This is a genomic window from Pseudomonas sp. Sample_23 (genome assembly GCF_004307595.1).
GTDB lineage: Bacteria > Pseudomonadota > Gammaproteobacteria > Pseudomonadales > Pseudomonadaceae > Aquipseudomonas > Aquipseudomonas atacamensis.
In genome coordinates, this window is record NZ_RCNX01000048.1 from 257,065 (window position 1) to 280,527 (window position 23,463).

General features: G+C 59.3%; 26 protein-coding genes and 1 pseudogene. 17 read left to right on the plus strand and 10 right to left on the minus strand.

The features are described from left to right. The first annotated feature begins 22 nt into the window (after nt 1-22). The 7 genes from D8U82_RS13635 to D8U82_RS13665 all read left to right on the plus strand — a co-directional run bounded on the left by D8U82_RS13635 (nt 23) and on the right by D8U82_RS13665 (nt 4,656). Nucleotides 23-592 (plus strand): Rnf-Nqr domain containing protein, encoded by a 570-nt coding sequence (locus tag D8U82_RS13635; protein WP_130902348.1) that lies wholly within the window; start codon nt 23-25, stop codon nt 590-592. Beyond that, nucleotides 589-1,593, plus strand: a complete 1,005-nt coding sequence (gene rsxB, locus D8U82_RS13640; protein ID WP_130902349.1) for an electron transport complex subunit RsxB — start codon at nt 589-591, stop codon at nt 1,591-1,593. Before D8U82_RS13635 ends, rsxB begins: the two co-directional genes overlap by 4 nt. Beyond that, nucleotides 1,580-2,563 carry an RnfABCDGE type electron transport complex subunit D gene (locus D8U82_RS13645; RefSeq protein WP_125925644.1) on the plus strand — a complete coding sequence of 328 codons (984 nt, stop codon included), beginning with the start codon at nt 1,580-1,582 and terminating at the stop codon, nt 2,561-2,563. Before rsxB ends, D8U82_RS13645 begins: the two co-directional genes overlap by 14 nt. After that, on the plus strand, nt 2,560-3,165 hold the full coding sequence (locus D8U82_RS13650) for an RnfABCDGE type electron transport complex subunit G (protein ID WP_125925645.1): 606 nt from the start codon (nt 2,560-2,562) through the stop codon (nt 3,163-3,165). The genes D8U82_RS13645 and D8U82_RS13650 overlap by 4 nt, the downstream gene beginning before the upstream one ends. After that, a complete protein-coding gene (locus D8U82_RS13655; RefSeq protein WP_130902350.1) occupies nt 3,162-3,734 on the plus strand; it encodes an Rnf-Nqr domain containing protein in 573 nt (190 codons plus the stop codon). Before D8U82_RS13650 ends, D8U82_RS13655 begins: the two co-directional genes overlap by 4 nt. Further along, nucleotides 3,731-4,369, plus strand: coding sequence for an endonuclease III (gene nth / locus D8U82_RS13660; protein ID WP_016773410.1), 639 nt, complete (start codon nt 3,731-3,733; stop codon nt 4,367-4,369). The genes D8U82_RS13655 and nth overlap by 4 nt, the downstream gene beginning before the upstream one ends. Before the next feature lie 107 nt (nt 4,370-4,476). Then, on the plus strand, nt 4,477-4,656 hold the full coding sequence (locus D8U82_RS13665) for a hypothetical protein (protein ID WP_016773409.1): 180 nt from the start codon (nt 4,477-4,479) through the stop codon (nt 4,654-4,656). Between the two features lie 88 nt (nt 4,657-4,744). Here the strand turns inward: D8U82_RS13665 and D8U82_RS13670 are convergent, their stop codons facing one another. Continuing rightward, complete coding sequence (locus tag D8U82_RS13670; protein ID WP_016773408.1) at nt 4,745-5,371, minus strand: response regulator transcription factor; 627 nt, start codon at nt 5,369-5,371, stop codon at nt 4,745-4,747. 432 nt (nt 5,372-5,803) lie between these two features. Between D8U82_RS13670 and D8U82_RS13675 the strand changes: the two genes are divergently transcribed. Then, the gene (locus D8U82_RS13675; protein ID WP_110646234.1) at nt 5,804-6,517 is read left to right on the plus strand and encodes a hypothetical protein; all 714 of its coding nucleotides are present in this window, start codon (nt 5,804-5,806) and stop codon (nt 6,515-6,517) included. A 124-nt stretch (nt 6,518-6,641) separates the two neighbouring features. On the opposite strand, the gene D8U82_RS13680 is transcribed toward D8U82_RS13675, so the two are convergent. Both D8U82_RS13680 and D8U82_RS13685 read right to left on the minus strand, forming a co-directional pair. Further along, the gene (locus tag D8U82_RS13680; RefSeq protein ID WP_011335737.1) at nt 6,642-7,859 is read right to left on the minus strand and encodes an argininosuccinate synthase; all 1,218 of its coding nucleotides are present in this window, start codon (nt 7,857-7,859) and stop codon (nt 6,642-6,644) included. Nucleotides 7,860-7,988: 129 nt separating this feature from the next. Next, complete coding sequence (locus tag D8U82_RS13685) at nt 7,989-8,903, minus strand: OmpA family protein (RefSeq protein WP_016773406.1); 915 nt, start codon at nt 8,901-8,903, stop codon at nt 7,989-7,991. A 160-nt stretch (nt 8,904-9,063) separates the two neighbouring features. On the opposite strand from D8U82_RS13685, the gene pyrC reads away from it, so the two are divergent. Both pyrC and rnt read left to right on the plus strand, forming a co-directional pair. Next, nucleotides 9,064-10,110, plus strand: a complete 1,047-nt coding sequence (gene pyrC, locus D8U82_RS13690; protein WP_016773405.1) for a dihydroorotase — start codon at nt 9,064-9,066, stop codon at nt 10,108-10,110. After that, nucleotides 10,107-10,784 (plus strand): ribonuclease T, encoded by a 678-nt coding sequence (gene rnt, locus D8U82_RS13695; protein ID WP_016773404.1) that lies wholly within the window; start codon nt 10,107-10,109, stop codon nt 10,782-10,784. Before pyrC ends, rnt begins: the two co-directional genes overlap by 4 nt. 74 nt (nt 10,785-10,858) lie before the next feature. On the opposite strand, the gene D8U82_RS13700 is transcribed toward rnt, so the two are convergent. Then, nucleotides 10,859-11,461, minus strand: coding sequence for a peroxiredoxin (locus D8U82_RS13700; RefSeq protein WP_003227723.1), 603 nt, complete (start codon nt 11,459-11,461; stop codon nt 10,859-10,861). Between the two features lie 312 nt (nt 11,462-11,773). Here D8U82_RS13700 and D8U82_RS13705 point away from each other — a divergent pair, with 312 nt between their 5' ends. Together D8U82_RS13705 and bfr are read left to right on the plus strand one after the other, a co-directional pair. After that, a complete protein-coding gene (locus D8U82_RS13705; protein WP_003227725.1) occupies nt 11,774-11,992 on the plus strand; it encodes a bacterioferritin-associated ferredoxin in 219 nt (72 codons plus the stop codon). Between the two features lie 200 nt (nt 11,993-12,192). Then, on the plus strand, nt 12,193-12,666 hold the full coding sequence (gene bfr, locus D8U82_RS13710; RefSeq protein WP_016773403.1) for a bacterioferritin: 474 nt from the start codon (nt 12,193-12,195) through the stop codon (nt 12,664-12,666). Nucleotides 12,667-12,867: 201 nt separating this feature from the next. On the opposite strand, the gene grxD is transcribed toward bfr, so the two are convergent. The 3 genes from grxD to D8U82_RS13725 all read right to left on the minus strand — a co-directional run bounded on the left by grxD (nt 12,868) and on the right by D8U82_RS13725 (nt 15,838). Beyond that, nucleotides 12,868-13,209, minus strand: a complete 342-nt coding sequence (gene grxD, locus D8U82_RS13715) for a Grx4 family monothiol glutaredoxin (RefSeq protein WP_016773402.1) — start codon at nt 13,207-13,209, stop codon at nt 12,868-12,870. Nucleotides 13,210-13,306: 97 nt separating this feature from the next. Then, the gene (locus D8U82_RS13720; protein WP_130902351.1) at nt 13,307-15,412 is read right to left on the minus strand and encodes a molybdopterin oxidoreductase family protein; all 2,106 of its coding nucleotides are present in this window, start codon (nt 15,410-15,412) and stop codon (nt 13,307-13,309) included. Nucleotides 15,413-15,547: 135 nt separating this feature from the next. After that, nucleotides 15,548-15,838 carry a hypothetical protein gene (locus D8U82_RS13725; RefSeq protein ID WP_016773401.1) on the minus strand — a complete coding sequence of 97 codons (291 nt, stop codon included), beginning with the start codon at nt 15,836-15,838 and terminating at the stop codon, nt 15,548-15,550. Nucleotides 15,839-16,243: 405 nt separating this feature from the next. On the opposite strand from D8U82_RS13725, the gene argF reads away from it, so the two are divergent. Together argF and D8U82_RS13735 are read left to right on the plus strand one after the other, a co-directional pair. Continuing rightward, complete coding sequence (argF, locus tag D8U82_RS13730) at nt 16,244-17,164, plus strand: ornithine carbamoyltransferase (RefSeq protein ID WP_024014160.1); 921 nt, start codon at nt 16,244-16,246, stop codon at nt 17,162-17,164. Further along, nucleotides 17,161-18,270 carry an ABC transporter ATP-binding protein gene (locus tag D8U82_RS13735; protein WP_110603265.1) on the plus strand — a complete coding sequence of 370 codons (1,110 nt, stop codon included), beginning with the start codon at nt 17,161-17,163 and terminating at the stop codon, nt 18,268-18,270. The genes argF and D8U82_RS13735 overlap by 4 nt, the downstream gene beginning before the upstream one ends. 17 nt (nt 18,271-18,287) lie before the next feature. On the opposite strand, the pseudogene D8U82_RS28470 reads toward D8U82_RS13735, so the two are convergent. The 3 genes and pseudogenes from D8U82_RS28470 to ybaK all read right to left on the minus strand — a co-directional run. Then, nucleotides 18,288-18,386: pseudogene (locus D8U82_RS28470) on the minus strand (metal ABC transporter ATP-binding protein); the annotation flags it as partial. Between the two features lie 4 nt (nt 18,387-18,390). Then, a complete protein-coding gene (locus D8U82_RS13740) occupies nt 18,391-19,173 on the minus strand; it encodes a PhzF family phenazine biosynthesis protein (protein WP_125925650.1) in 783 nt (260 codons plus the stop codon). Nucleotides 19,174-19,272: 99 nt separating this feature from the next. Continuing rightward, nucleotides 19,273-19,743: a Cys-tRNA(Pro) deacylase gene (gene ybaK / locus D8U82_RS13745; RefSeq protein ID WP_024014161.1), complete on the minus strand. Its 471-nt coding sequence runs from the start codon at nt 19,741-19,743 to the stop codon at nt 19,273-19,275. A 350-nt stretch (nt 19,744-20,093) separates the two neighbouring features. Here ybaK and D8U82_RS13750 point away from each other — a divergent pair, with 350 nt between their 5' ends. The 3 genes from D8U82_RS13750 (at nt 20,094) to D8U82_RS13760 (ending at nt 23,377) form a co-directional block, all read left to right on the plus strand. Further along, nucleotides 20,094-20,945 carry an MIP/aquaporin family protein gene (locus D8U82_RS13750; RefSeq protein ID WP_125925651.1) on the plus strand — a complete coding sequence of 284 codons (852 nt, stop codon included), beginning with the start codon at nt 20,094-20,096 and terminating at the stop codon, nt 20,943-20,945. Between the two features lie 78 nt (nt 20,946-21,023). Next, nucleotides 21,024-22,526 carry a glycerol kinase GlpK gene (gene glpK, locus D8U82_RS13755; protein WP_042607375.1) on the plus strand — a complete coding sequence of 501 codons (1,503 nt, stop codon included), beginning with the start codon at nt 21,024-21,026 and terminating at the stop codon, nt 22,524-22,526. Nucleotides 22,527-22,621: 95 nt separating this feature from the next. Then, on the plus strand, nt 22,622-23,377 hold the full coding sequence (locus D8U82_RS13760; protein WP_007916700.1) for a DeoR/GlpR family transcriptional regulator: 756 nt from the start codon (nt 22,622-22,624) through the stop codon (nt 23,375-23,377). The last annotated feature ends 86 nt before the right edge of the window (nt 23,378-23,463 follow it).

Sequence of the window (23,463 nt, forward strand, 5' to 3'; positions counted from 1 at the left end):
TGCCCGTTTCGCTGGCAGAACCATGACCGAACTCGTGTTAACGCTGATCAGTGCTGCGCTGCTCAACAACTTGGTGTTGCACTGGCCGCTGGGCGTCGCTCCGCTGCTGGCGGGCAGCCGTCGCCAGGTGCATGCGCTGGGATTGGCGACGTTGTGCCTGATGCTGGTAGTCAGCGTTATCGGTCATGCGATCTGGCAGTGGATATTGCTGCCGTTGCAGCTTGAAGCGCTGCGCCTGTTCGTGTTTCTGCCGTTGAGTGTGTTGTTGATCGCGCCGCTGCTGAAACTGCTGGCGCGCGGGCTGCCGGATTGGCCGTTCGAAGGATTGTGGCCGCTGCTGCTCGGCAATGCCGGCGTACTCGGGCTGGCGTTGATCAATGCGCAAAACGATCAAGGCCTGCTGCACGCAACGGCGTTGAGCTTCGGCGCCGGGCTGGGTTTCTGGCTGGTGTTGAGTGTGTTCTGCGACCTGCGCGAGCGCACGGTCGACAACGATGTTCCCTTGCCCTTTCGCGGCCTGCCGATCGATCTGATCAGCGCCGGACTGGTCGCAGTGATTTTTCTCGGATTCAGTGGATTGATCAAAACATGAGTCTGCTTCAACGCATCGATGCCCTGCTGCCGCAGACCCAATGCGGCAAGTGCGGACATCCCGGATGCAAACCCTATGCGCAAGGCATTGTTGACGGCGAGCCGATCAACAAGTGCCCGCCGGGCGGCGATGAAACCATCGCTGCCCTGGCCGAGCTGTTGAAAATACCGGTCCTGGAACTGGACATCAGCCGTGGCCCGGCACCGCCGCAAGTCGCCTTCATCCGCGAGGCCGAATGCATCGGCTGCACCAAGTGCATTCAGGCCTGCCCGGTCGACGCCATCGTCGGCGCGGCAAAACTCATGCACACGGTGCTGATCGACGAGTGCACCGGTTGTGATCTGTGCGTTGCGCCGTGCCCGGTCGACTGCATCGAAATGCATCCTTTGCCTGCGAACACGATCCCAGTGGTTGGCGGTCTCGCATTCGATCTTGAAGAACAGCGCGCCCGCGCGATCAAACGTGACCACGCGCGCCAGCGTTTCGAGCGCCGCAACCAGCGCCTGCTGCGTGAAGAACAGCAAAAGCAGGCCGAACGTGAAGCGCGAGCCGCGCGTGCGGCACAACCGCAAGTCTCGACCGCCGACCCGGTGCAGGCTGCGCTGGAGCGGGTGCGTGCGCAAAAAGCCGCGAACGCCGATGCGGCGCTGAAGAAGGCCAAGGTCGATGTGGCGATGAGTCGAGCGCAACTGCACAAATCGCTGAAAGCCTTCGGTCATCCGCCGACATTCGAGCAGCAGTCGCAATTGATCGTCCTGCAGCAACAATTCGAAGCCGCCGAGCACGCGCTGGCGAATCTGGAAAGCAGCCAACCGGTGATTCCCGCCGTCCCTGCTCCGAGCAACGACGCGGAGTTGAAACGGGCGAAGATTCAACTGGCCATGCGCCGCGCCGAGTTGAAAAAAGCCCAGGCAGCGGAGGCTGCGCCGGAGCAGATCGCAGCACTGGAGCAAGCCGTGACTGACGCCGAGCGCCGGGTGCAAGACCATGCCACCCCTTGAGGCAGCGGACGATCGCCTGCAACAGGCGATGAATACCGTGCTGCTCGCAGCGCTGCCGGGGCTGCTCGCTTTGTTCTGGTTGTATGGCTGGGGCGTGTTGATCAATCTGCTGTTGGCGGTTGCCAGTGCTTTGCTCGTCGAAGCCGGGGTCGCCCATTTGCGTCGGCAAGCGGTGCAAGCGGCACTGCGTGATGGCAGCGCGCTGGTCAGTGCAATGTTGCTGGCCGTTGCGCTGCCGGCTTATTGCCCTTGGTGGCTGACGGTCACCGCGACCGCTTCAGGCTTGTTGTTCGGCAAGCACCTGTATGGCGGCGTCGGCAGAAATCCGTTCAACCCGGCGATGCTTGGCTTTGCCCTGAGCATGGTGCTGTTTCCGCAAGCGATGACCCATTGGCCCGGTCATGGCCTCGATTTCCTCTCGGCGTTGCATCAGGTTTTCAACCCGACTCCAGCACCGGACGCCTGGGCGCAGGCCACGGCACTGGACAGTCTGCGCATCAATAAAAGCCTGACCATCGATGAGCTGTTCGCCAGCAACCCGGCCTTCGGCCGTTTCGGCGGGCGCGGTGTGGAATGGGTGAATCTGGCGTTTCTGCTCGGCGGTCTGTGGCTGTTGCAGCGGCGGATCTTTTCCTGGCATGCGCCGGTGGGGATGCTCGCCAGTCTGTTCCTCATCAGCCTGTTGTGCTGGAACGGCTCGGGGTCGGATTCCCATGGTTCGCCGCTGTTTCATCTGCTCAGCGGCGCGACCATGCTCGGTGCATTTTTTATCGTGACAGAACCTGTGTCCGGCGCGAAAAGCGCCCTCGCCCGCCTGTTGTTTGGCGTCGGGGTCGGCCTGCTCACGTACCTGATTCGCACATGGGGCGGATACCCGGACGGCGTCGCGTTTGCGGTATTGCTGATGAATCTGCTGGTGCCGACGCTGGAGCGCTTCGCCGCCAGCCGCCATCTGCCGGTGAGCACATGAACCGCTCGGTGAGTGTCGTGACGGTTGTACTGCTGGCTCTCGTTGGCGTGAGCGCGACATACGTGCTGCAGCGCAGCAGTGCACCGCAGATTGCCAGCGAGCAGCGCTTGCTCGCCAGCCGCCAATTGCTCGATGTCATGCCTGCAGCGCTCTACGACAATCAGCCGCTGGAGCAACCGCTGACGCTCGCCGAGCCTGTTTTGCGCCATAGCACGCTGTCAGGCGGCTATCGAGCGACCCGCTCCGGACAGACAGTTGCGGTGCTGTTGCGCAGTCGCAGCGAAGGTTACGCAGGCACTCTGGAACTGCTGATAGCCATCGATGCAAACGGCAGAGTTCTAGGCGTGAAAACCCTTGAGCAGCGCGAAACGCCGGGATTGGGTGGTCACATCGGTGAATGGCCGAATGCCTGGCTTCAGACCTTCCTCGGCAAATCCCGCACTGAGCCGACAGACGCCGGTTGGGCGCTGAAAAAGGATCAGGGGCAGTTCGATCAAATCGCTGGCGCGACCATTACCTCCCGTGCCGCCATCAACGCGATTCATGACGCACTGCGTTATTTCGATGAGCATCGGGCGTTGCTGTTAGGAACTGGCTCATGAAACGCACGGTAGGTTTATTGATGCTGGTGCCGCTATTGGGCGCCACACAAACACTCAGCGCTGCACTGGGGATAACCTTGATGCTCGGCGCGGTGCTCGGCGTTTTTGCCGTTTGCATGTCGCCGCTGCGCGAACGCCTGACGGGCACCCGTGCGTTGCTCGCCAGCCTGACGCTTGCTGCGACGTTGACTAGTTGCGCGGATATTGTGGCGCAACGCTGGTTTTTGCCATGGCAGCAAACATCTGGGCTCTACATAGGGCTGATCGCCTTGCACTGCGTCGTGCTTGAATACCACGGTGCCTTCCGCGAGCCCGTCGCTGTCAGCTTCAAACGCTGCGCCTTGTTCGGCGCGCTCATGCTGGTGGTCGGCGGGCTGCGCGAGATCATCGGTTATGGCAGCCTTGGCCGAGGTCTTTCGGAGCATTGGCAAGGTCTGATTTTGTTCCCCGATGGGCTGCATCTGTTTACGCTGGTCCCCGGCGCTTTCGTTTTACTGGGCCTGCTTCTCGCCGTACGTCAGGCGTGGACACGCCGCAACTCTGTCATCAAGGAAACGCATCGCCCATGAATGCTGCAAAACGTCTTGAGATATTTCGCCGACTGCACGAAGACAATCCCGAGCCGAAAACCGAACTGGCCTACTCTTCGCCGTTCGAGCTGCTGATTGCGGTGATTCTTTCGGCGCAGTCCACCGATGTCGGGGTCAACAAGGCGACTGCCAAACTCTTTCCCGTCGCCAATACACCTGCCGCGATTCATGCGCTGGGTGTCGAGGGGCTGTCCGAGTACATCAAGACCATTGGCCTGTACAACAGCAAAGCGAAGAACGTCATTGAAACCTGCCGTTTGCTGGTTGAACGCCACGGCGGTGAAGTTCCGCAAACCCGGGAAGAACTGGAAGCCTTGCCCGGCGTCGGGCGCAAGACCGCCAACGTGGTGCTCAACACCGCTTTCCGTCAATTGACCATGGCGGTCGACACGCACATTTTCCGCGTCAGCAATCGCACCGGCATCGCGCCGGGGAAAAATGTGGTGGAAGTTGAAATGAAGCTGATGAAGTTTGTACCGAAAGAATTCCTGCTCGACTCCCATCACTGGCTGATTTTGCATGGCCGCTATGTTTGCCTGGCGCGTAAACCGCGCTGTGGCAGCTGCCGCATCGAAGATCTGTGCGAATACAAACATAAAACTTCTGACGATTGAGCCGTCATCGGTTTTTCGTATCCATCGATTGAAAAAATCTTTTTTACCCGCCGCAGTAATGTCGATATAAGGAGCGCCAAAGGCAGTCTTAGCCGGGAGTTGACTTCATGAGTACCGACAAAGAGCAACTGGATGTAGAAGAAGATTTTATTGCCGTCGAGGCCGATGAGGTCGAACCGGTGGTCGAGGTGGCGAAGACCAACCTCAGCAAGCGTCGCACAATCGACAACCTGCTTGAGGAGCGCCGACTGCAAAGGCAATTGGCCGATTACGATTTTGATCTGTGATACCTGAAGGCCTCCCGAAGCGGAGGCTTTTCATTTTCTGCGACAACCGAGCTTGATCGGCCCATGACGGTCTCAGCTGTCGAATCGTTCAAACCAGGCCGTTGCGCTGCGCCAACTCGATCAGATCAACCAGAGACCGCGCATTGAGTTTCAGCAACAGGCGAGTCTTGTAAGTGCTTACAGTCTTGTTGCTCAAAAACATGCCGTCGGCGATTTCCTTGTTGGTCTTGCCGCGCGCCAATTGCTGCAACACCATCATTTCCCGCCCGGACAGACGATCAACCATGTCCGCCTCACTCGCATTGCCCAGACTGGTACGCACAGTGTGCAGGGCCTGATTGGGGAAATAGCTGTAGCCGGACAGAACTGCCTTGATCGCACTCAGCAGTTCGGTCAGATCCTGCTGCTTGCACACATAACCCGCTGCACCCGATTGCATGCAACGCATTGAAAAATGTCCGGGAGCCTGGGAAGTCAGCACCAGCACTTTCACCGGCATGGCGGTGGAAGTCAGGCGAGCAATAACTTCCAGTCCATCGAGTTTGGGTATTCCAATATCCAGAATGACAAGATCCGGTATTTGTTCACGAGCAATTTGTAGTGCATCAACGCCATTATCCGTTTCTGCAATGACTTCGTAGCCATGCCGTTCCATCAGCATACGTACCGCAAGTCGAATGACGGGGTGGTCATCCACGATCAGCACTTTATTCATGGGCAAGTCCAGTTTTCGCTGTTCGAATTTTTAGAACACGCACGATATCCCAGTCACTTGCTTCAAGGGATGGCAACTTTTACACGCATTTGCATCGAGAGACATTCCCTACAGGCATTGAGGATAATTCCCACAAATAGGTCCCGTCGCATCCATCGCAACTGCTTCCCGTCCTTCAAGACCGCAGCGAATTTCCGTTTACTGCGCACACGTCCTACGCAGCTGCGAATTCCAATCGAGCCATCTGAAATTTCCTGGACCACTTTTGCCGGCTGCCGATTCGACATATGACGTAACGAACCGCCGCTACTGCATATTCGACGCACCGGCAGCCCTTCTATAAAACTTGAAACAACAGCCTGAAACTTCAATGAAGGCTTTTGCTATATATAGAAATATTCAACCTCAAACAAACAGCATAGAACTTGAATCATGCTCAAGATAACGAAAAAGATCACTAACCCAATGACCGTCATCGCGATATTCGCCATTATCTCGGAAACTTCAGCGGCGGTATCGCTGCCGTTTCTCGACAACAAGGACCGGGAGATTTATGTCTGGTTTCTGATCAGCTTTCCGTTTTACTTGTTATTTCTTTTTTTTATCACGCTGAACTTCAACCACCGCTCACTCTACTCGCCCTCGGATTTCGGCAAGGACAAAAATTTCCTGAAGGCGGCTGAACATTCGGAACGCGACAGCGAACGAAAAGTACCGTTGCGAAAAACCGATGGATCGTGCGCTTTCGAGATAACCAGCTGCGTCGTGTCCAGCAACACTGGGAGCGGCGGATTCCAGCGTCCATGCAGGATTCACAACGCGCCTGACCCACCAACCGATATCGATGGCCAAGCGAACCCCGTGGTGCAGACGATCAAACTGTCACCGCTGATAAGCGAACTGAACATCATCGACGCCCGGGACGTTGATGCGTCCAGGGAGTTCGATGCGATTCTCGACACTCTTCGGAGCGCCGGTAAAAAAAATCCGCGAGTGCTGGTTTTTCTGTCGAATCATGTTTCGGACTCTCTGGCGCATACTTCGCTGCAACAGATCAAACAGGCGAAGAAAAGCTCAGGTGCAACACTGTGTGTCGTTTACAACCTGTGCACACAGACAGTTACCCTGCTGGGGCGAACCAGCTGACAGGCGTGGCACATCCCGCAAGCGGGCAGACAAGAGAAACGGCTTGATGAACCCGATGAAAATTCCGAAAAAAAAGGCGGCCCTGAACTGGCCGCCTTTTTTATTGCGCGTGGGTCTGAGCCGCTTAGAACAACTTGCGGCCCTTGTTGGCAGCAATGCGCATGCGCAGCGCGTTGAGCTTGATGAAGCCCGCCGCGTCGGCCTGGTTGTAAGCGCCGCCATCTTCTTCGAAGGTGGCGATGTTGGCGTCGAACAGCGAATCGTCGGACTTGCGACCGGTGACGATGACGTTGCCCTTGTACAGCTTCAGGCGCACTACGCCGTTCACGTTGACCTGCGAAGCATCGATCATCTGTTGCAGCATCAGACGCTCAGGGCTCCACCAGTAACCGGTGTAGATCAGGCTGGCGTACTTGGGCATCAGCTCGTCTTTGAGGTGAGCGACTTCGCGGTCCAGAGTGATCGATTCGATGGCGCGGTGCGCGCGCAGCATGATGGTGCCGCCCGGGGTTTCGTAGCAGCCGCGGGACTTCATGCCGACATAACGGTTTTCGACGATGTCGAGACGACCGATGCCGTGCTCGCCGCCGATCCTGTTCAGCGTCGCCAGTACGGTGGCCGGGGTCATTTCGACGCCGTCCAGTGCGACGATGTCGCCGTTGCGGTAGGTCAGTTCCAGGTATTGCGGGGTGTCGGGAGCCTTCTCCGGGGAGACGGTCCAGCGCCACATGTCTTCTTCGTGCTCGGTCCAGGTATCTTCCAGCACGCCGCCTTCATAAGAGATGTGCAGCAGGTTGGCGTCCATCGAGTACGGAGATTTTTTCTTGCCGTGGCGTTCGATCGGGATCGCGTGCTTCTCGGCGTAGTCCATCAGCTTCTCGCGGGACAGCAGGTCCCACTCGCGCCAAGGGGCAATAACTTTTACGCCTGGCTTGAGCGCGTAGGCGCCCAGTTCGAAACGCACCTGGTCGTTGCCCTTGCCGGTGGCGCCATGGGAAATGGCGTCGGCGCCGGTTTCGTTGGCGATTTCGATCAGGCGCTTGGCGATCAGCGGACGGGCGATGGAAGTACCCAGCAGGTACTCGCCTTCGTAAACGGTGTTGGCGCGGAACATCGGGAACACGAAATCACGCACGAATTCTTCGCGCAGGTCGTCGATGTAGATTTCTTTGACGCCCATGGCCTGAGCCTTGGCGCGGGCCGGCTCGACCTCTTCGCCTTGACCAAGATCAGCGGTGAAGGTCACCACTTCACAGTTATAAGTATCCTGCAGCCACTTGAGGATCACCGAAGTGTCCAGGCCGCCGGAATACGCCAGAACGACCTTGTTTACGTCCGCCATGCCATCACTCCACGGGGTTCTACGGAAAGCCGGGGAGTCTACCGCTCAAACGCGATAATTTACAGAGGCGCGACAGCTTAAGACGACAAAGCGACAGAATCTGTCGAGAGCGCGACGATGACCGGCGAGTCAGGAAGTCGTTGCGGCCGTGGCCGGCGTACTCGCTTGCGGCGCCGGAGCCGGGGCGGTAGTCGGTGCGACGCGCGACAGTTTCACGTTGACCCGACGGTTCTTCGCACGATTGGCCTTGCTGGTGTTGGGCACGATCGGATACTGCTCGCCGTGGAAACGCACGGTGATCTGCGATTCCTGAATGCCGTTGGCCTTGAAGAAATCCACCACCGCCAGCGCGCGGCGGCGCGACAATTCGCGGTTGGTCAGACGATTGCCGCTGTTGTCGGAATGACCGTCGAGGTCAATGTGGTTCACCGTCGGGTCGGCCTTCATGTATTCGAGCATCACTTGCAGCTTGGCCTTGGCAGCCGGATCCAGCTCAACGCCTTCGCCGGGGAAGCCGATCTGCGACTGCTTGATCTGGTCGAAATTCTGCGGCAGCAATTTCGCCACGCAGCCTTGATAGTCGTTGAACGCCTTGCTGAATTTCACCGGCAACAAACGCACTTCGGAGACGCGGCCATCGCCAGACGCACGGCGTACCACCGGGCTGCGACCGTCCAGCAGACCGCTGATCAATCCCCCGGCCTGGGATTGCGAGCTGTTGAACAACACATTGCCGCTGCCCAGACGCACAGAGCCCAGATTGATGTCGCCACGCCCTGGCTGCCAAGGTGCTGCGGCAGCGAGCAAGGTCGCCGAACCGCCGCCGAGCATGGCGTTGTAGGCGTTCAGGCGAAAGATCGCCTGCTCACCGGCCTTGCGCACGAACTCGCCCGAGCCGAAATCGGTGATCGGCTGGGTCAGGCGGCATTCGAACTGGTCGCCGGCGACCGTCCACTCAATGTTCTCCAGACGGGTCTGGTAAGTCAGCGCCATCGCGGGAAGGCTGGCAAACACACTGAGCAGGGCTAAATAACGCTGGCGCACGGGAGGCTCCATTGGCTTGTGAAACACAAACACCGATTCACACAATGTTTACGGCATACCTCCGGGATATCGGACGCGTGTGGCAAAACTTGATAGCGGGTGCCTGCAAGAGTCTTTTCCGGTAGCATTCGCCTCAGTTTGACCCGCCTGGAATCCCCTCATGTCCGACCGCCTGACCCTGCTGCGTCCCGACGACTGGCACATTCATCTTCGCGATGGTGCCGTGTTGACCAATACCGTTGCCGATGTGGCCCGCACCTTCGGGCGCGCGATCATCATGCCGAACCTGGTACCGCCGGTGCGCAACGCCGCTGAAGCCGACGGCTATCGTCAGCGCATTCTCGCTGCCCGCCCGGCCGGCAGTCAGTTCGAGCCGTTGATGGTGCTGTACCTCACCGACCGCACCCAACCGGAAGAAATTCGTCAGGCCAAGGCCAGCGGTTTCGTCTACGCCGCCAAGCTGTACCCGGCCGGCGCGACCACCAACTCCGATTCCGGCGTGACCAGCATCGACAAGATCTTCCCGGCGCTGGAAGCCATGGCCGAAGTCGGCATGCCGCTGTTGATCCACGGTGAAGTCACCCGTGGCGACGTCGATGTATTCGACCGCGAAAAGATTTTCATCGACGAGCACATGCGCCGCGTGGTCGAGCGTTTCCCGACGCTGAAAGTGGTGTTCGAACACATCACCACCGGCGACGCCGTGCAGTTCGTCAACGAGGCTTCGGCCAACGTCGGCGCGACCATCACCGCGCATCACCTGCTGTACAACCGCAACCACATGCTGGTCGGCGGGATTCGGCCGCACTTCTACTGCTTGCCGATTCTCAAGCGCAACACCCATCAGGAAGCCTTGCTCGACGCCGCCACCAGCGGCAGCGCCAAGTTCTTCCTCGGCACCGACTCGGCGCCCCACGCCCAGCACGCCAAGGAAGCCGCCTGCGGTTGTGCCGGTTGCTACACCGCTTACGCCGCCATCGAGATGTATGCCGAAGCGTTCGAACAGCGTAACGCGCTGGACAAGCTCGAAGCCTTCGCCAGCCTCAACGGCCCGCGTTTCTACGGCCTGCCGGCAAATACCGATCGCATCACCCTGGTCCGTGAAGAATGGACCGCCCCGACCAGTCTGCCATTTGGCGAGCTGACCGTTATCCCGCTGCGCGCCGGTGAAAAACTGCGCTGGCGCCTGCTGGAGGAACACGCGTGAGTGAAGACAATTTCGACGATGAACTGGACGGTCAAGGTGGCGGCGGCGGTTCCCGTCATCCGATGGCAGCGCGCTTTCGCGGCTACCTGCCGGTTGTCGTCGACGTAGAAACCGGTGGCTTCAACGCAGCCACCGATGCCTTGCTGGAGATTGCCGCGACCACCATCGCCATGGATGAAAAGGGTTTCGTCTACCCGGATCACACCTACTTCTTCCGCGTCGAGCCATTCGAAGGCGCCAACGTTGAAGCGGCAGCGCTGGAGTTCACCGGGATCAAGCTCGATCATCCGCTGCGCATGGCCGTCAGCGAAGAAACCGCGCTGACCGACATCTTCCGTGGCATCCGCAAGGCGCTGAAAGCCAACGGCTGCAAGCGGGCAATTCTGGTCGGGCACAACAGCAGTTTCGACCTGGGCTTCCTCAATGCAGCAGTTGCGCGCCTGGACATGAAGCGCAACCCGTTCCACCCGTTCTCCAGTTTCGACACCGCGACCCTGGCGGGTCTGGCGTATGGTCAGACCGTGCTGGCGAAAGCCTGTCAGGCGGCCGGCATCGATTTCGACGGTCGTGAAGCACACTCGGCGCGTTACGACACCGAAAAGACAGCTGAGCTGTTCTGCGGCATCGTCAATCGCTGGAAGCAGATGGGCGGCTGGGAAGACTTCGACGACTGATCGTCGGCGAACAAATCCCGCGCATGAAAAAACCGGCCACGTGGGCCGGTTTTTTTGTACCTCGACGTTGCGCCTTACAGGGCCGCAGCGTTCTCGGTCAGGTAAGCCGCAACGCCTTCCGGCGAAGCGTTCATGCCTTTGTCGCCTTTCTTCCAGTTGGCCGGGCAGACTTCGCCGTGCTCTTCGTGGAATTGCAGCGCGTCGACCAGACGGATCAGCTCTTCCATGTTACGGCCCAGTGGCAGGTCGTTGATGATCTGCGAGCGAACCACGCCTTTGTCGTCGATCAGGAACGCGCCACGGAAAGCCACGCCGCCTTCGGATTCAACGTCGTATGCCTTGGCGATGTCGTGCTTCATGTCGGCAGCCATGGTGTATTTCACCTGGCCGATGCCGCCATTGTTCACTGGAGTGTTGCGCCAGGCGTTGTGGGTGAAGTGCGAGTCGATCGACACAGCGATCACTTCAACGTTGCGCGCCTTGAAGTCAGCCATGCGGTTGTCCAGAGCGATCAGCTCGGACGGGCAGACGAAGGTGAAGTCCAGCGGATAGAAGAACACCAGGCCGTATTTGCCTTTGATGGCCGAGGACAGGGTGAAGCTGTCAACGATCTCGCCATTGCCGAGCACGGCCGGGACGGTGAAGTCTGGGGCTTGTTTGCCTACGAGTACGCTCATTGATATCTCCTGGTGTAAAAACTTGAAGTTCAGGGTCCGGGCCAGCCTGTCACCCTCAGGCGACAGCCCTGTGACACGAACCCTCTTCGCAAGGGACGACCATCATACACTGCGTGTTTGGCCTGTCCGTAACGGATTTTCCCTGTTCGGTTATCCACTGCGTATTCATGGGGTCAGACGCGCATTTGGAAAATACCGTTCGTCAGTCGCTGGGAAATTGGCTGGGAAGCGTTCCGAAAGCACTTTGACAATCATTCTCGTTAACATTAAGATCCATTGCAATTGAGTCACAACCAGCGACGGTTCTTACTTATGTATGTTTGCCTCTGCACTGGCGTCACCGACGGACAGATCCGCGAAGCGATCTATGAAGGTTGCTGCAGCTACAAAGAAGTTCGCCAGGCCACCGGCGTCGCCAGCCAGTGTGGCAAATGCGCCTGCCTTGCCAAGGAAGTGGTGCGCGAAACCCTGACCAAGCTGCAAACCGCCCAGGCCGCGATCCCTTACCCGGTAGAATTTACTGCTGCGTAAATGCCCCATTTCAAAGAACCGGACTAGATGTCCGGTTTTTTTATGCCTGAAAATCAATTGCTTAGCGTCCAGACGCGGAACACAAACATTCTTATTCCGATTAATTTTCATTTATTATTCAATAACTTAGGTTTGACACTTATAACTGCCAAGCTCAAACTCCGCCTTATATACGGTTAATTCAGGGCAGGACTCCGATCATGAAAGGCGACATTACAGTCATCCAGCATCTCAACAAGATCCTCGCCAATGAGCTGGTCGCGATCAATCAGTACTTCCTGCATGCGCGCATGTATGAAGATTGGGGTCTGAACAAGCTCGGCAAGCACGAATATCACGAATCCATCGACGAGATGAAACACGCGGACAAGCTGATCAAGCGCATCCTGTTCCTTGAAGGCCTGCCGAACGTTCAAGACCTGGGCAAGCTGCACATCGGCGAGCACACCCGCGAGATGCTCGAATGCGACCTGCGCATCGAAAAGACCGGCCACGCCGATCTGAAAGCCGCCATCGCCCATTGCGAAACCGTTGGCGACTTCGGCAGCCGTGAACTGCTCGAAGACATTCTCGAGTCGGAAGAAGAACACATCGACTGGCTGGAAACCCAGCTCGGCCTGATCGACAAGATCGGCCTGGAAAACTATCTGCAGTCGCAGATGGGCGAAGAGTAGGAGCTGTCGAGTGAAACGAGGCTGCGATCTTTATCGATTTCAGCCTTGATACTCAGTCAACTCGTATAACCAACAAAAAGCCCCGCCCTCTTTCGAGGTGCGGGGCTTTTTGCTGGCCGAAGATCATAAGATCGCAGCCTCGTTTCACTCGACAGCTCCTACAGGAGACGCGTCGTCGAGCGAAACTCTATGAAAGTAGAATCAGGCTTCGGACTTGTTCGCCGCTGCCGCTTCCACAGCCGCCTTGATGGTGCTTTGCAGCGAACCGTCTGCAGCCATCTCGGTCATGATGTCGCTGCCGCCGACCAGCTCACCGCCGACCCACAGTTGCGGGAAAGTCGGCCAGTTGGCGTACTTTGGCAGGTTGGCGCGGATTTCCGGGTTCTGCAGGATGTCCACGTACGCGAACTTTTCACCACAGGCCATCACGGCTTGCGCAGCTTTCGCGGAGAAGCCGCACTGCGGGGCATTCGGCGAGCCTTTCATGTAAAGCAGAATGGTGTTGTTGGCAATCTGCTCTTTAATCGTTTCGATGATATCCATGGAGCACCTCGGCTGAACTTTCCGACTCAGGGGTCGGCACGGTGGCGCATTGTAACGGAATCCCGAGCGCCATGCTCGGTCTCCCCGACAGACCCGCTCAAGCCGCCGCCACCGTCACCGGCACACCGTTCAACGCCGCGTTGCCCGACAGTTCGTCGAGCTGGCACTCGTCGGTCAGGTCGTTGGCGCTCGATCCCGGCTGGCCGCTGGCGATCGCCATCTGCACGCCCGGGCGCGCATGGCCCCAACCGTGGGGCAGGCTGACCACGCCTTTCATCATGTCGAGACTGGCGAGCACTTCCACCTCGATCTGCCCGACCCGCGAACTCACCCGAACCCGTTGCCCGTCAGCCAGGCCACGGCTGGCCAGATCATCCGGGTGCATCAGCAACTGATGCCGCGGCTTGCCCTTCACCAGTCGATGGAAGTTGTGCATCCACGAATTGTTGCTGCGCACATGGCGGCGGCCGATCATCAACAATTCATCGGCAGCCGGCGCCTGCAACGCGGCAAAGCGAGCGAGGTCAGCGAGAATTTCCGGCGGTGCGGCCTGGATACGCTGATTCGGCGTTTTCAGACGTGATGCCAGATTCGGCTTCAGCGCACCCAGATCCACGCCATGCGGATGATCGAACAGCGTCGCCAACGACAACTTGTGCTCGGACGCATCGCCGTAGCGGCCCATGCGCAGGCCCATGTCGATCATCTTCGCCGGCGGCATCGTCGGTTTCAGTTCTTTACCGGTTTTCTCGGCGAAGGCCTTGGCCAGCCCGACGAAGATCTCCCAATCATGCAAAGCCCCCTCGGGCTTGGCGAGGATGGCGCGATTGAAGCGGGTGACGTTACGCACCGCGAACAGATTGAACGTGGTGTCGTAGTGATCGTTTTCCAGCGCCGAGGTCGACGGCAGGATCAGATCGGCATAGCGCGTGGTTTCGTTGATGTACAGGTCGATGCTGAGCATGAAGTCGAGGCCGTCCAGCGCCTGCTCCAGCTGCCGGCCGTTGGGTGTCGACAACACCGGGTTGCCGGCCACAGTGATCAGCGCGCGGATCTGCCCCTCGCCCTCCGTGAGCATCTCTTCGGCCAGTGCCGAGACCGGCAACTCGCCGCCGTATTCAGGACGCCCGGAAACCCGGCTCTGCCATTTGTTGAAATGCCCGCCCGAGGTCGACGCCACCAGATCCACCGCCGGCTCGGTGCAAAGAGCACCGCCAACGCGGTCGAGATTGCCGGTGACCAGATTGATCAACTGCACCACCCAGTGACAGAGGGTGCCGAAGGCCTGGGTCGAGACGCCCATGCGCCCATAGCAGACCGCACTCGGTGCGGCAGCGAAGTCGCGCGCCAGTTGGCGAATCTGTTCGGCAGGCACTGCGCAGAGCGGGCTCATCGCTTCGGCACTAAACGCAGCCACGGCGCTGCGCACCTCGTCGAGGCCATCGACCGGCAAATGGCTGTCGCGGGTCAGGCCTTCGCTGAACAGCGTATTGAGCATGCCGAACAACAGCGCCGCATCGCCGCCCGGGCGGACGAACACGTGCTGATCAGCCATCGCTGCGGTTTCGCTGCGGCGCGGATCGACCACCACCACTTTGCCGCCGCGCGCCTGAATCGCCTTCAGGCGCTTCTCGACGTCCGGCACGGTCATGATGCTGCCGTTGGACGCCAGCGGATTGCCGCCGAGGATCAGCATGAAGTCGGTGTGATCGATATCGGGAATCGGTAACAGCAAACCGTGGCCGTACATCAGGTAGCTGCTGAGGTGGTGCGGCAGTTGATCGACCGACGTTGCCGAGTAGCGATTGCGGGTTTTCAGCAACCCCAAGAAGTAATTGCTGTGGGTCATCAGGCCGTAGTTGTGCACGCTCGGATTGCCCTGATACACCGCAACGGCGTTCTGCCCGTGACGTTCCTGAATCGCCGCGAGTTTCTCGGACACCAGCGCAAACGCCTCGTCCCATTCGATCGGCAGCCATTCGCTGCCGACGCGGCGCATTGGCTGACGCAGCCGGTCGGGATCGTTTTGAATATCTTGCAGGGCCACGGCTTTCGGGCAGATATGGCCGCGGCTGAAGGTGTCGAGGGCATCGCCCTTGATCGAGGTGATCGCGACATCGCCATCGGTTTCCGTGGTTTCGATGGTCAGGCCGCAAATGGCTTCGCACAGATGGCATGCACGGTGGTGAAGAGTCTTGGTCATGGCCAGTCTCTGTCTTGTTCGGGAGCAGGCAATCACGCCCGCGGGAACAAAACTATGGCCCGTGCGCAGAGACGGCGCCAGCGACGTTCGTCTTGTGAATCGACGGTTATCAGGACAGCCGATAAATCGCCGCCGTCAGTTCGGCGGCAACTGCGGCGGTGCCGCCAGCTGGATTTCCTGAATGGTTTCTATCTGCTCATGGGCGACGTGGACGCCGGTGAGCTCGCCGATCAAACGCCAGTGCTCATCAAGCCCGGCGCTGATGGTGGCCATGCGATCGATCATGTGTCGACCGGCGGATTTGACCACTTCATCGTCACTGCGCAGCAACTCGAAAGACATCGAGGTGACGGACGCGGTGAGATGGGTCAGGGAGCGAGCCGTGTGGCCCAGCAGCTCCATTAACAGTTGTTCTTTCGATTCCATGCGGAGGCTTCCTGCGTCGCTCGAAACTTATTTATAACCCAGCACTTTGCTTTAGCAAATGTTTCAGTCTGAACATCCGACCAAGCGAATCGGTGGCGCCGCGTTCGTAAACCGACCAGGACCGCTGCGTTGCCGTCGCGGCGCATTGCCAAGCCCGGCGGCGCCAGTGTACAAAGAGGCTCACCGCTGTACTGAATCCGGCTTCAACATGCGTGATCGAAATGCTCGGTCCGCGCTCCGAATCCCGCTGAATAAGTACCCTATTGGAAAAACGCGACATTTAGTGTCAATATCGCGCCTTCCCCTATTTCGTCGCCCCGTGCGGCTTACGCCGCAGGTCTCGCCCGTTGTTCCGTTAAACAAGGCTTTGAGCATCTGCGGTCTGTAGCAAAAAGGTAGTCAATGATGAGCGCAAGGCACTTTCTCTCCCTGATGGATTGCACGCCCGAAGAGCTGGTCAGCGTGATCCGTCGAGGCGTTGAGCTCAAGGACCTGCGTAACCGCGGCGTACTGTTCGAGCCTCTGAAAAACCGCGTGCTGGGGATGATCTTCGAAAAATCCTCGACCCGCACCCGGATTTCCTTCGAGGCCGGCATGATCCAGCTCGGCGGCCAGGCGATTTTCCTGTCCCCGCGCGATACCCAACTGGGCCGTGGCGAGCCGATCAGCGATTGCGCCATCGTCATGTCGAGCATGCTCGATGCGGTGATGATCCGCACCTTCGCCCATAGCACCCTCACCGAATTCGCCGCCAACTCGCGGGTGCCGGTGATCAACGGCCTGTCCGATGATCTGCACCCGTGCCAGTTGCTCGCCGACATGCAGACCTTCCTCGAACACCGTGGCTCGATCCAGGGCAAGACCGTGGCCTGGATCGGTGACGGCAACAACATGTGCAACAGCTATATAGAAGCGGCGATCCAGTTCGACTTCCAATTGCGCGTTGCCTGCCCGGAAGGCTACGAGCCGAACCCGGAATTCGTCGCCCAGGCTGGTGATCGCGTGACCATCGTCCGCGATCCGCAAGACGCCGTGCGTGGCGCGCATCTGGTCAGCACCGACGTCTGGACTTCGATGGGTCAGGAAGAGGAAACTGCCAAGCGCCTCAAGCTGTTCGCGCCGTTTCAGGTCAACCGTGCCCTGCTCGACCTCGCTGCCGAGGACGTGCTGTTCATGCACTGCCTGCCGGCGCACCGTGGCGAAGAAATCAGTCTCGACCTGCTCGATGACCCGCGCTCCGTCGCCTGGGATCAGGCAGAAAACCGTCTCCACGCACAGAAGGCCCTGCTCGAGTTCCTCGTCGAACCGGCATATCACCACGCATGAGCCATGAATTACTGCTGAACCTGCGCAACCTCGCTTGCGGCTATCAAGATCAACGCGTGGTGCAGAACCTCAATCTGCACCTCAACGCCGGCGACATCGGCTGCCTGCTTGGCTCGTCCGGCTGCGGCAAGACCACCACCCTGCGCGCCATCGCCGGTTTCGAACCGGTGCACGAAGGCGAAATCACCCTCGGTGGCGAAACCCTCTCCAGTGCCGGTTTCACCCTGGCGCCGGAGAAACGCCGGATCGGCATGGTGTTTCAGGACTACGCGCTGTTCCCGCACCTGAGCGTGGCCGACAACATCGCCTTCGGCATTCGCAAGCACCCGAACAAGGCGCGCGTGGTCGAAGAGCTGCTGGAACTGGTCAACCTGAAAAACCTCGGCAAGCGCTTCCCCCACGAGCTGTCCGGCGGCCAGCAACAGCGCGTCGCCCTCGCCCGCGCCCTGGCGCCGGAACCGCAGCTGTTGCTGCTCGACGAGCCGTTCTCCAACCTCGATGGCGAGTTGCGCCGCAAGCTCAGCCATGAGGTACGCGACATCCTCAAGGCCCGTGGTACCAGTGCGATTCTGGTCACCCACGATCAGGAAGAAGCCTTTGCCGTCAGCGATCACGTTGGTGTGTTCAAGGAAGGTCGGCTGGAACAGTGGGACACGCCCTACAACCTCTACCACGAACCGGCGACGCCGTATGTCGCCAGTTTCATCGGTCAGGGCTATTTCATTCGCGGCCAACTCGTCAGTCCGGAGTCGGTGCAGACCGAACTCGGTGAACTGCGCGGTAATCGTGCTTACACCTGGCCGATTGGCGGCGCGGTGGACGTGCTGTTGCGTCCGGATGACATTGTTTATGCGCCGGATAGCTCACTGAAGGCGCAGATCGTCGGCAAGACATTCCTCGGCGCGGCGACCTTGTATCGCCTGCAACTGCCGACCGGTGCGCAACTGGAATCGATCTTCCCCAGCCATGCCGATCATCTGGTTGGCGCGCAGGTCGGGATTCGCGTAGCGGCGGATCACCTGGTGCTGTTCCAGGCTTCGGGGAGCACTGCGGCACAGATTCCGGCGGTGGAAAACGGCGTCCGTCGATTCAGCACCAGCCTTTAATCCGCACTGGATAAAAATTGTGGGAGCGAGCCTGCTCGCGAATGCGGTGTTTCAGTCGCCGAAGATGTTGACTGAAAGAGCGCTTTCGCGAGCAGGCTCGCTCCCACAGTTGGTATTGCCTCAGCCTAAAAACAGGGTACCGCTGGCCACCAGCGTCGCATTGCCGCCAATCTTCACCCGCTCACCTTCCAGCCGACAGAACAACTCCCCGCCCCGCGCCGAGCGCTGGCACGCGGTCAGGTTCGATTTGCCCAGACGTTTGGCCCAGTAAGGAATCAGGCTGCAATGGGTCGAGCCGGTCACCGGGTCTTCATTGATACCGATGGCCGGGGCGAAATAGCGCGAGACGAAGTCATGCTGGTTGCCACGCGCAGTAACGATCGCGCCCAGCCATGGCAGTTTCGCCAGCGCCGCCATGTCCGGTTTGCAGTCGAGCACGGCCTGTTCCGAGTCCAGCACCACGAACAGCTCGTTGGAGCCGAGCACATCAACCGCCTCGACACCGAGCGCCCGCTCGACGTCCAGCGTCACGCCGATTTCCGACGGCACGATGGTCGGGAAATCCAGCCACAAGCGGTCGCCTTCACGGCTGACACTCAAAGGGCCGGACTTGCAGGTGAAGTCGATGCGCTCGGCGCTTTCCTGATAAATTTCGAACAGCACAAATGCGCTGGCCAGGGTCGCATGCCCGCACAGCGGCACTTCGGTGGTCGGGGTGAACCAGCGGATATGCCAGGCCTGGCCTTCGCGCACCAGAAACGCAGTCTCCGCCAAGTTGTGTTCGGCGGCGATCTTCTGCATCAAGTCATCGGCCAGCCAGCTGTCGAGCCGATAGACCATCGCCGGGTTGCCACTGAACGGCCGATCACTGAACGCGTCGACCTGATGAAACGCAAGCTGCATGATTTTCTCCCTGAATTGGTCGACCGAGCATGCAACGGCGGGCCGGATCACTGCCAGTGACAGAAGCGCAATTTTTTCTTCATACAGCCGGCGCGACTATTACGCGCGGCCGATATCGGCGAACTGCGCCTGGGTGTGCTCAGCCAATACTGCTGGCGCCAGCTCCACTTCAAGTCCTCGCCGCCCGGCACTCACATAGATAGTCGCAAACTCCTGAGCGGAATTGTCGATGAAGGTGCGCAGGCGTTTCTTCTGCCCGAGCGGGCTGATGCCGCCCAACAGGTAGCCGGTGGAGCGTTGCGCGGCGGCGGGATCAGCCATTTCGGCTTTTTTCACTCCAGCGGCATGGGCCAGGCCCTTGAGGTCGAGCGTTCCGACGACCGGCACTACGGCCACCAGCAGTTCGCCTTTTTCACTGGCGGCCAGCAGGGTTTTGAACACTTGCGCCGGTGCGAGCCCGAGCTTCTCCGCTGCCTCCAGCCCGTAGGACGCGGCCTTCGGATCATGTTCGTAACTGTGCACGCGATGTTCGGCACGAACTTTTTTCAACAAGTCCAACGCAGGGGTCATGGCAGCTCCGGGTTCGGCAATCTTTGAAAAAACTGCGGCGGATTCTAGGTCATCGTTGGGCAAAAGGCTCTATTCCAAGCCGCGAATCCCGTGGCTTCGCGCTGCTTTCAAGCCATTCGCGCCGCTGATCATTCACATGGCGAATAGTTTTATTGTGACCGACGGTTCACTTTCGACCTTTGACAGGTTTGTTTCTTGTCTATATTTTTTCGAATCTGAATAATGTAAGAATCATGCTCCGCGCAGTACCCAGCAGTAACCCGGGAACCGAATGGGGATTCCGACCCGGTGAAGATCGCGCCCTGCTCCGTTGGCAAGGCGCTACACAAGAAAAAGAACCGAGGTTTTCAATGACAGCTGCTTTACCGCAACCATCGCTTTCCGGCCAATGCATGGCCGAATTCCTGGGCACCGCCCTTCTGATCTTCTTCGGCACCGGTTGTGTCGCCGCGCTCAAAGTCGCGGGCGCCAGCTTCGGCCTGTGGGAAATCAGCATCATCTGGGGCGTCGGCGTGAGCATGGCGATCTACCTCACCGCCGGGGTTTCCGGCGCGCATCTGAACCCGGCCGTGAGCATCGCTCTGGCAATCTTCGCTGACTTCGAAAAGCGCAAACTGCCGTTCTACATCCTTTCGCAAATTGCCGGCGCCTTCTGCGGCGCGTTGCTGGTCTACACGCTCTACAGCAATCTGTTCTTCGATTACGAACAAACCCACCAGATGGTTCGTGGCTCGGCCGCCAGCCTGGAATTGGCCTCGGTGTTCTCTACCTACCCGAACCCGGTGCTGTCGACGGCCCAGGCGTTTCTGGTCGAGATGATCATCACCGCGATCCTGATGGGCGTGATCATGGCCCTGACCGATGACAACAACGGCCTGCCACGCGGCCCGATGGCGCCGCTGCTGATCGGTTTGCTGATCGCCGTGATCGGCAGTGCGATGGGCCCGCTGACCGGTTTCGCGATGAACCCCGCGCGTGACTTCGGTCCGAAACTGATGACTTTCTTTACCGGTTGGGGTGAAATTTCCTTCACCGGTGGTCGTGATATTCCGTACTTCCTGGTTCCGATTTTTGCACCGATTGTCGGTGCCTGCCTCGGCGCTGCCGGGTATCGCGGGCTGATTGCCCGTCACCTGACCGGCGCCACACCTGCTACAAAGGATGCAGAACCGGCCATTGACGGCAAACCAAGAACTTCTTGAAACAGTCGGCGCCGGCTCCTGCCCATCCGAGCCTGCGCCACGGCCCACTCTCGTTTTTTTTCGTCCAAGGCAATCGACATGACCGACATTCAGAACAAGAACTACATCATTGCCCTTGATCAGGGTACGACCAGCTCGCGCGCGATCATCTTCGACCGCGACGCGAACGTGGTCTGCACCGCGCAGCGCGAATTCGTTCAGCATTACCCGCAAGCCGGTTGGGTCGAGCACGACCCGATGGAAATTTTCGCCACCCAGAGCGCGGTGATGGTTGAGGCGCTGGCCCAGGCCGGCCTGCATCATGACCAGGTCGCCGCGATCGGCATCACCAACCAGCGTGAAACCACTGTGGTCTGGGACAAGACCACTGGCCGTCCGGTCTATAACGCAATCGTCTGGCAGTGCCGCCGCAGCACCGAGATCTGCCAGCAGCTCAAGCGCGATGGTCACGAAGACTACATCCGCGACACCACCGGCCTGGTCACCGACCCGTACTTCTCCGGCACCAAACTGAAGTGGATCCTCGACAACGTCGAAGGCAGCCGCGAGCGTGCGCGCAACGGCGAACTGCTGTTCGGCACCGTCGATAGCTGGCTGATCTGGAAATTCACCGGCGGCAAGGTGCACGTCACCGACTACACCAACGCCTCGCGCACCATGCTCTTCAACATTCACTCGCTGGAGTGGGATTCGAAGATGCTGGAGATCCTCGACATCCCGCGCGAGATGCTCCCGGAAGTCAAAGCCTCCTCGGAAATCTACGGTCGCACCAAGAGCGGCATCGCCATCGGCGGTATCGCTGGCGACCAGCAGGCAGCACTGTTCGGCCAGATGTGTGTGGAGCCGGGCCAAGCGAAAAACACCTACGGCACCGGTTGCTTCCTGCTGATGAACACCGGCGACAAAGCAGTGAAATCCCAGCACGGCATGCTCACCACCATCGCCTGCGGCCCACGCGGCGAAGTGGCTTATGCTCTGGAAGGCGCCGTGTTCAACGGCGGTTCGACCGTGCAATGGCTGCGCGATGAACTGAAAATCGTCAACGACGCCCACGACACCGAATACTTTGCCAACAAGGTCAAGGACAGCAACGGCGTGTATCTGGTGCCGGCGTTTACCGGTCTCGGCGCACCGTACTGGGACCCGTATGCCCGTGGCGCGCTGTTCGGCCTGACGCGCGGCGTACGCGTGGATCACATCATCCGCGCCGCGCTGGAATCGATCGCCTACCAGACCCGCGACGTACTCGACGCCATGCAACAGGACTCCGGCGAACGCCTCAAGGCCCTGCGTGTGGACGGCGGCGCGGTGGCGAACAACTTCCTCATGCAGTTCCAGGCCGACATCCTCGGCACTCAGGTGGAGCGCCCGCAAATGCGCGAAACCACTGCACTGGGCGCGGCTTATCTGGCCGGTCTGGCCTGCGGTTTCTGGGGCAGCCTGGAAGAACTGCGCGGCAAGGCAGTGATCGAGCGCGAGTTCGAACCGAGCCTGGACGAAGTCGAGAAAGAGAAACTCTACAAAGGCTGGAAAAAAGCCGTCAGCCGCACCCGTGACTGGGCGCGTGAGGACGCTGAATAAGCCAGCCTTGAGTTACACATAGGTATCTAACTGGTCGGGAGCGGATTCCTGCGGCATCATGGGCAAATTTTGCACGGCAGCCCAAAGGAAGCCCCATGAATCTGCCTCCCCGTCAGCAGCAAATCCTCGAGCTGGTCCGCGAACGCGGCTATGTGAGCATCGAGGAAATGGCCACGCTGTTCGTTGTCACCCCGCAAACTATCCGCCGCGACATCAATCAGCTCGCGGAAGCCAATCTGCTGCGTCGCTACCACGGTGGCGCCGCGTACGATTCCAGTGTCGAAAACACCGCGTATGCGATGCGCGCCGATCAGATGCGCGACGAAAAGCAACGCATCGGCGAAGCCATCGCCGCACAGATCCCCGATCACGCCTCGCTGTTCATCAATATCGGTACCACCACCGAATCGATCGCCCGCGCCCTGCTCAATCACAATCACCTGAAGATCATCACCAACAACCTGCACGTCGCCTCGATGCTCAGCGCCAAGGATGATTTCGATGTGCTGCTGACCGGCGGCAACGTGCGGCGGGATGGCGGAGTTGTAGGTCAGGCAAGTGTGGACTTCATCAACCAGTTCAAGGTCGATTTCGCCTTGGTCGGCATCAGCGGGATCGATGAGGACGGCAGCCTGCTCGACTTCGATTATCAGGAAGTTCGCGTTTCCCAAGCGATCATTGCCAATGCGCGGCAGGTGATTCTGGCGGCGGACTCGAGCAAGTTCGGGCGTAACGCGATGATTCGACTGGGGCCGATCAGCCTGATCGATTGCCTGGTTACCGATCAGCAACCGGTGCCGGCGCTGGCGCAGTTGCTGAGTCAGCACAAGATTCGGCTGGAAGTCGTCTGATTCCTCTCCCTCGCTGACCGAACCGACGCTTTCGCGAGCAGGCTCGCTCCCACTCTTGGAATGCATTGCAAAATGTGGGAGCGAGC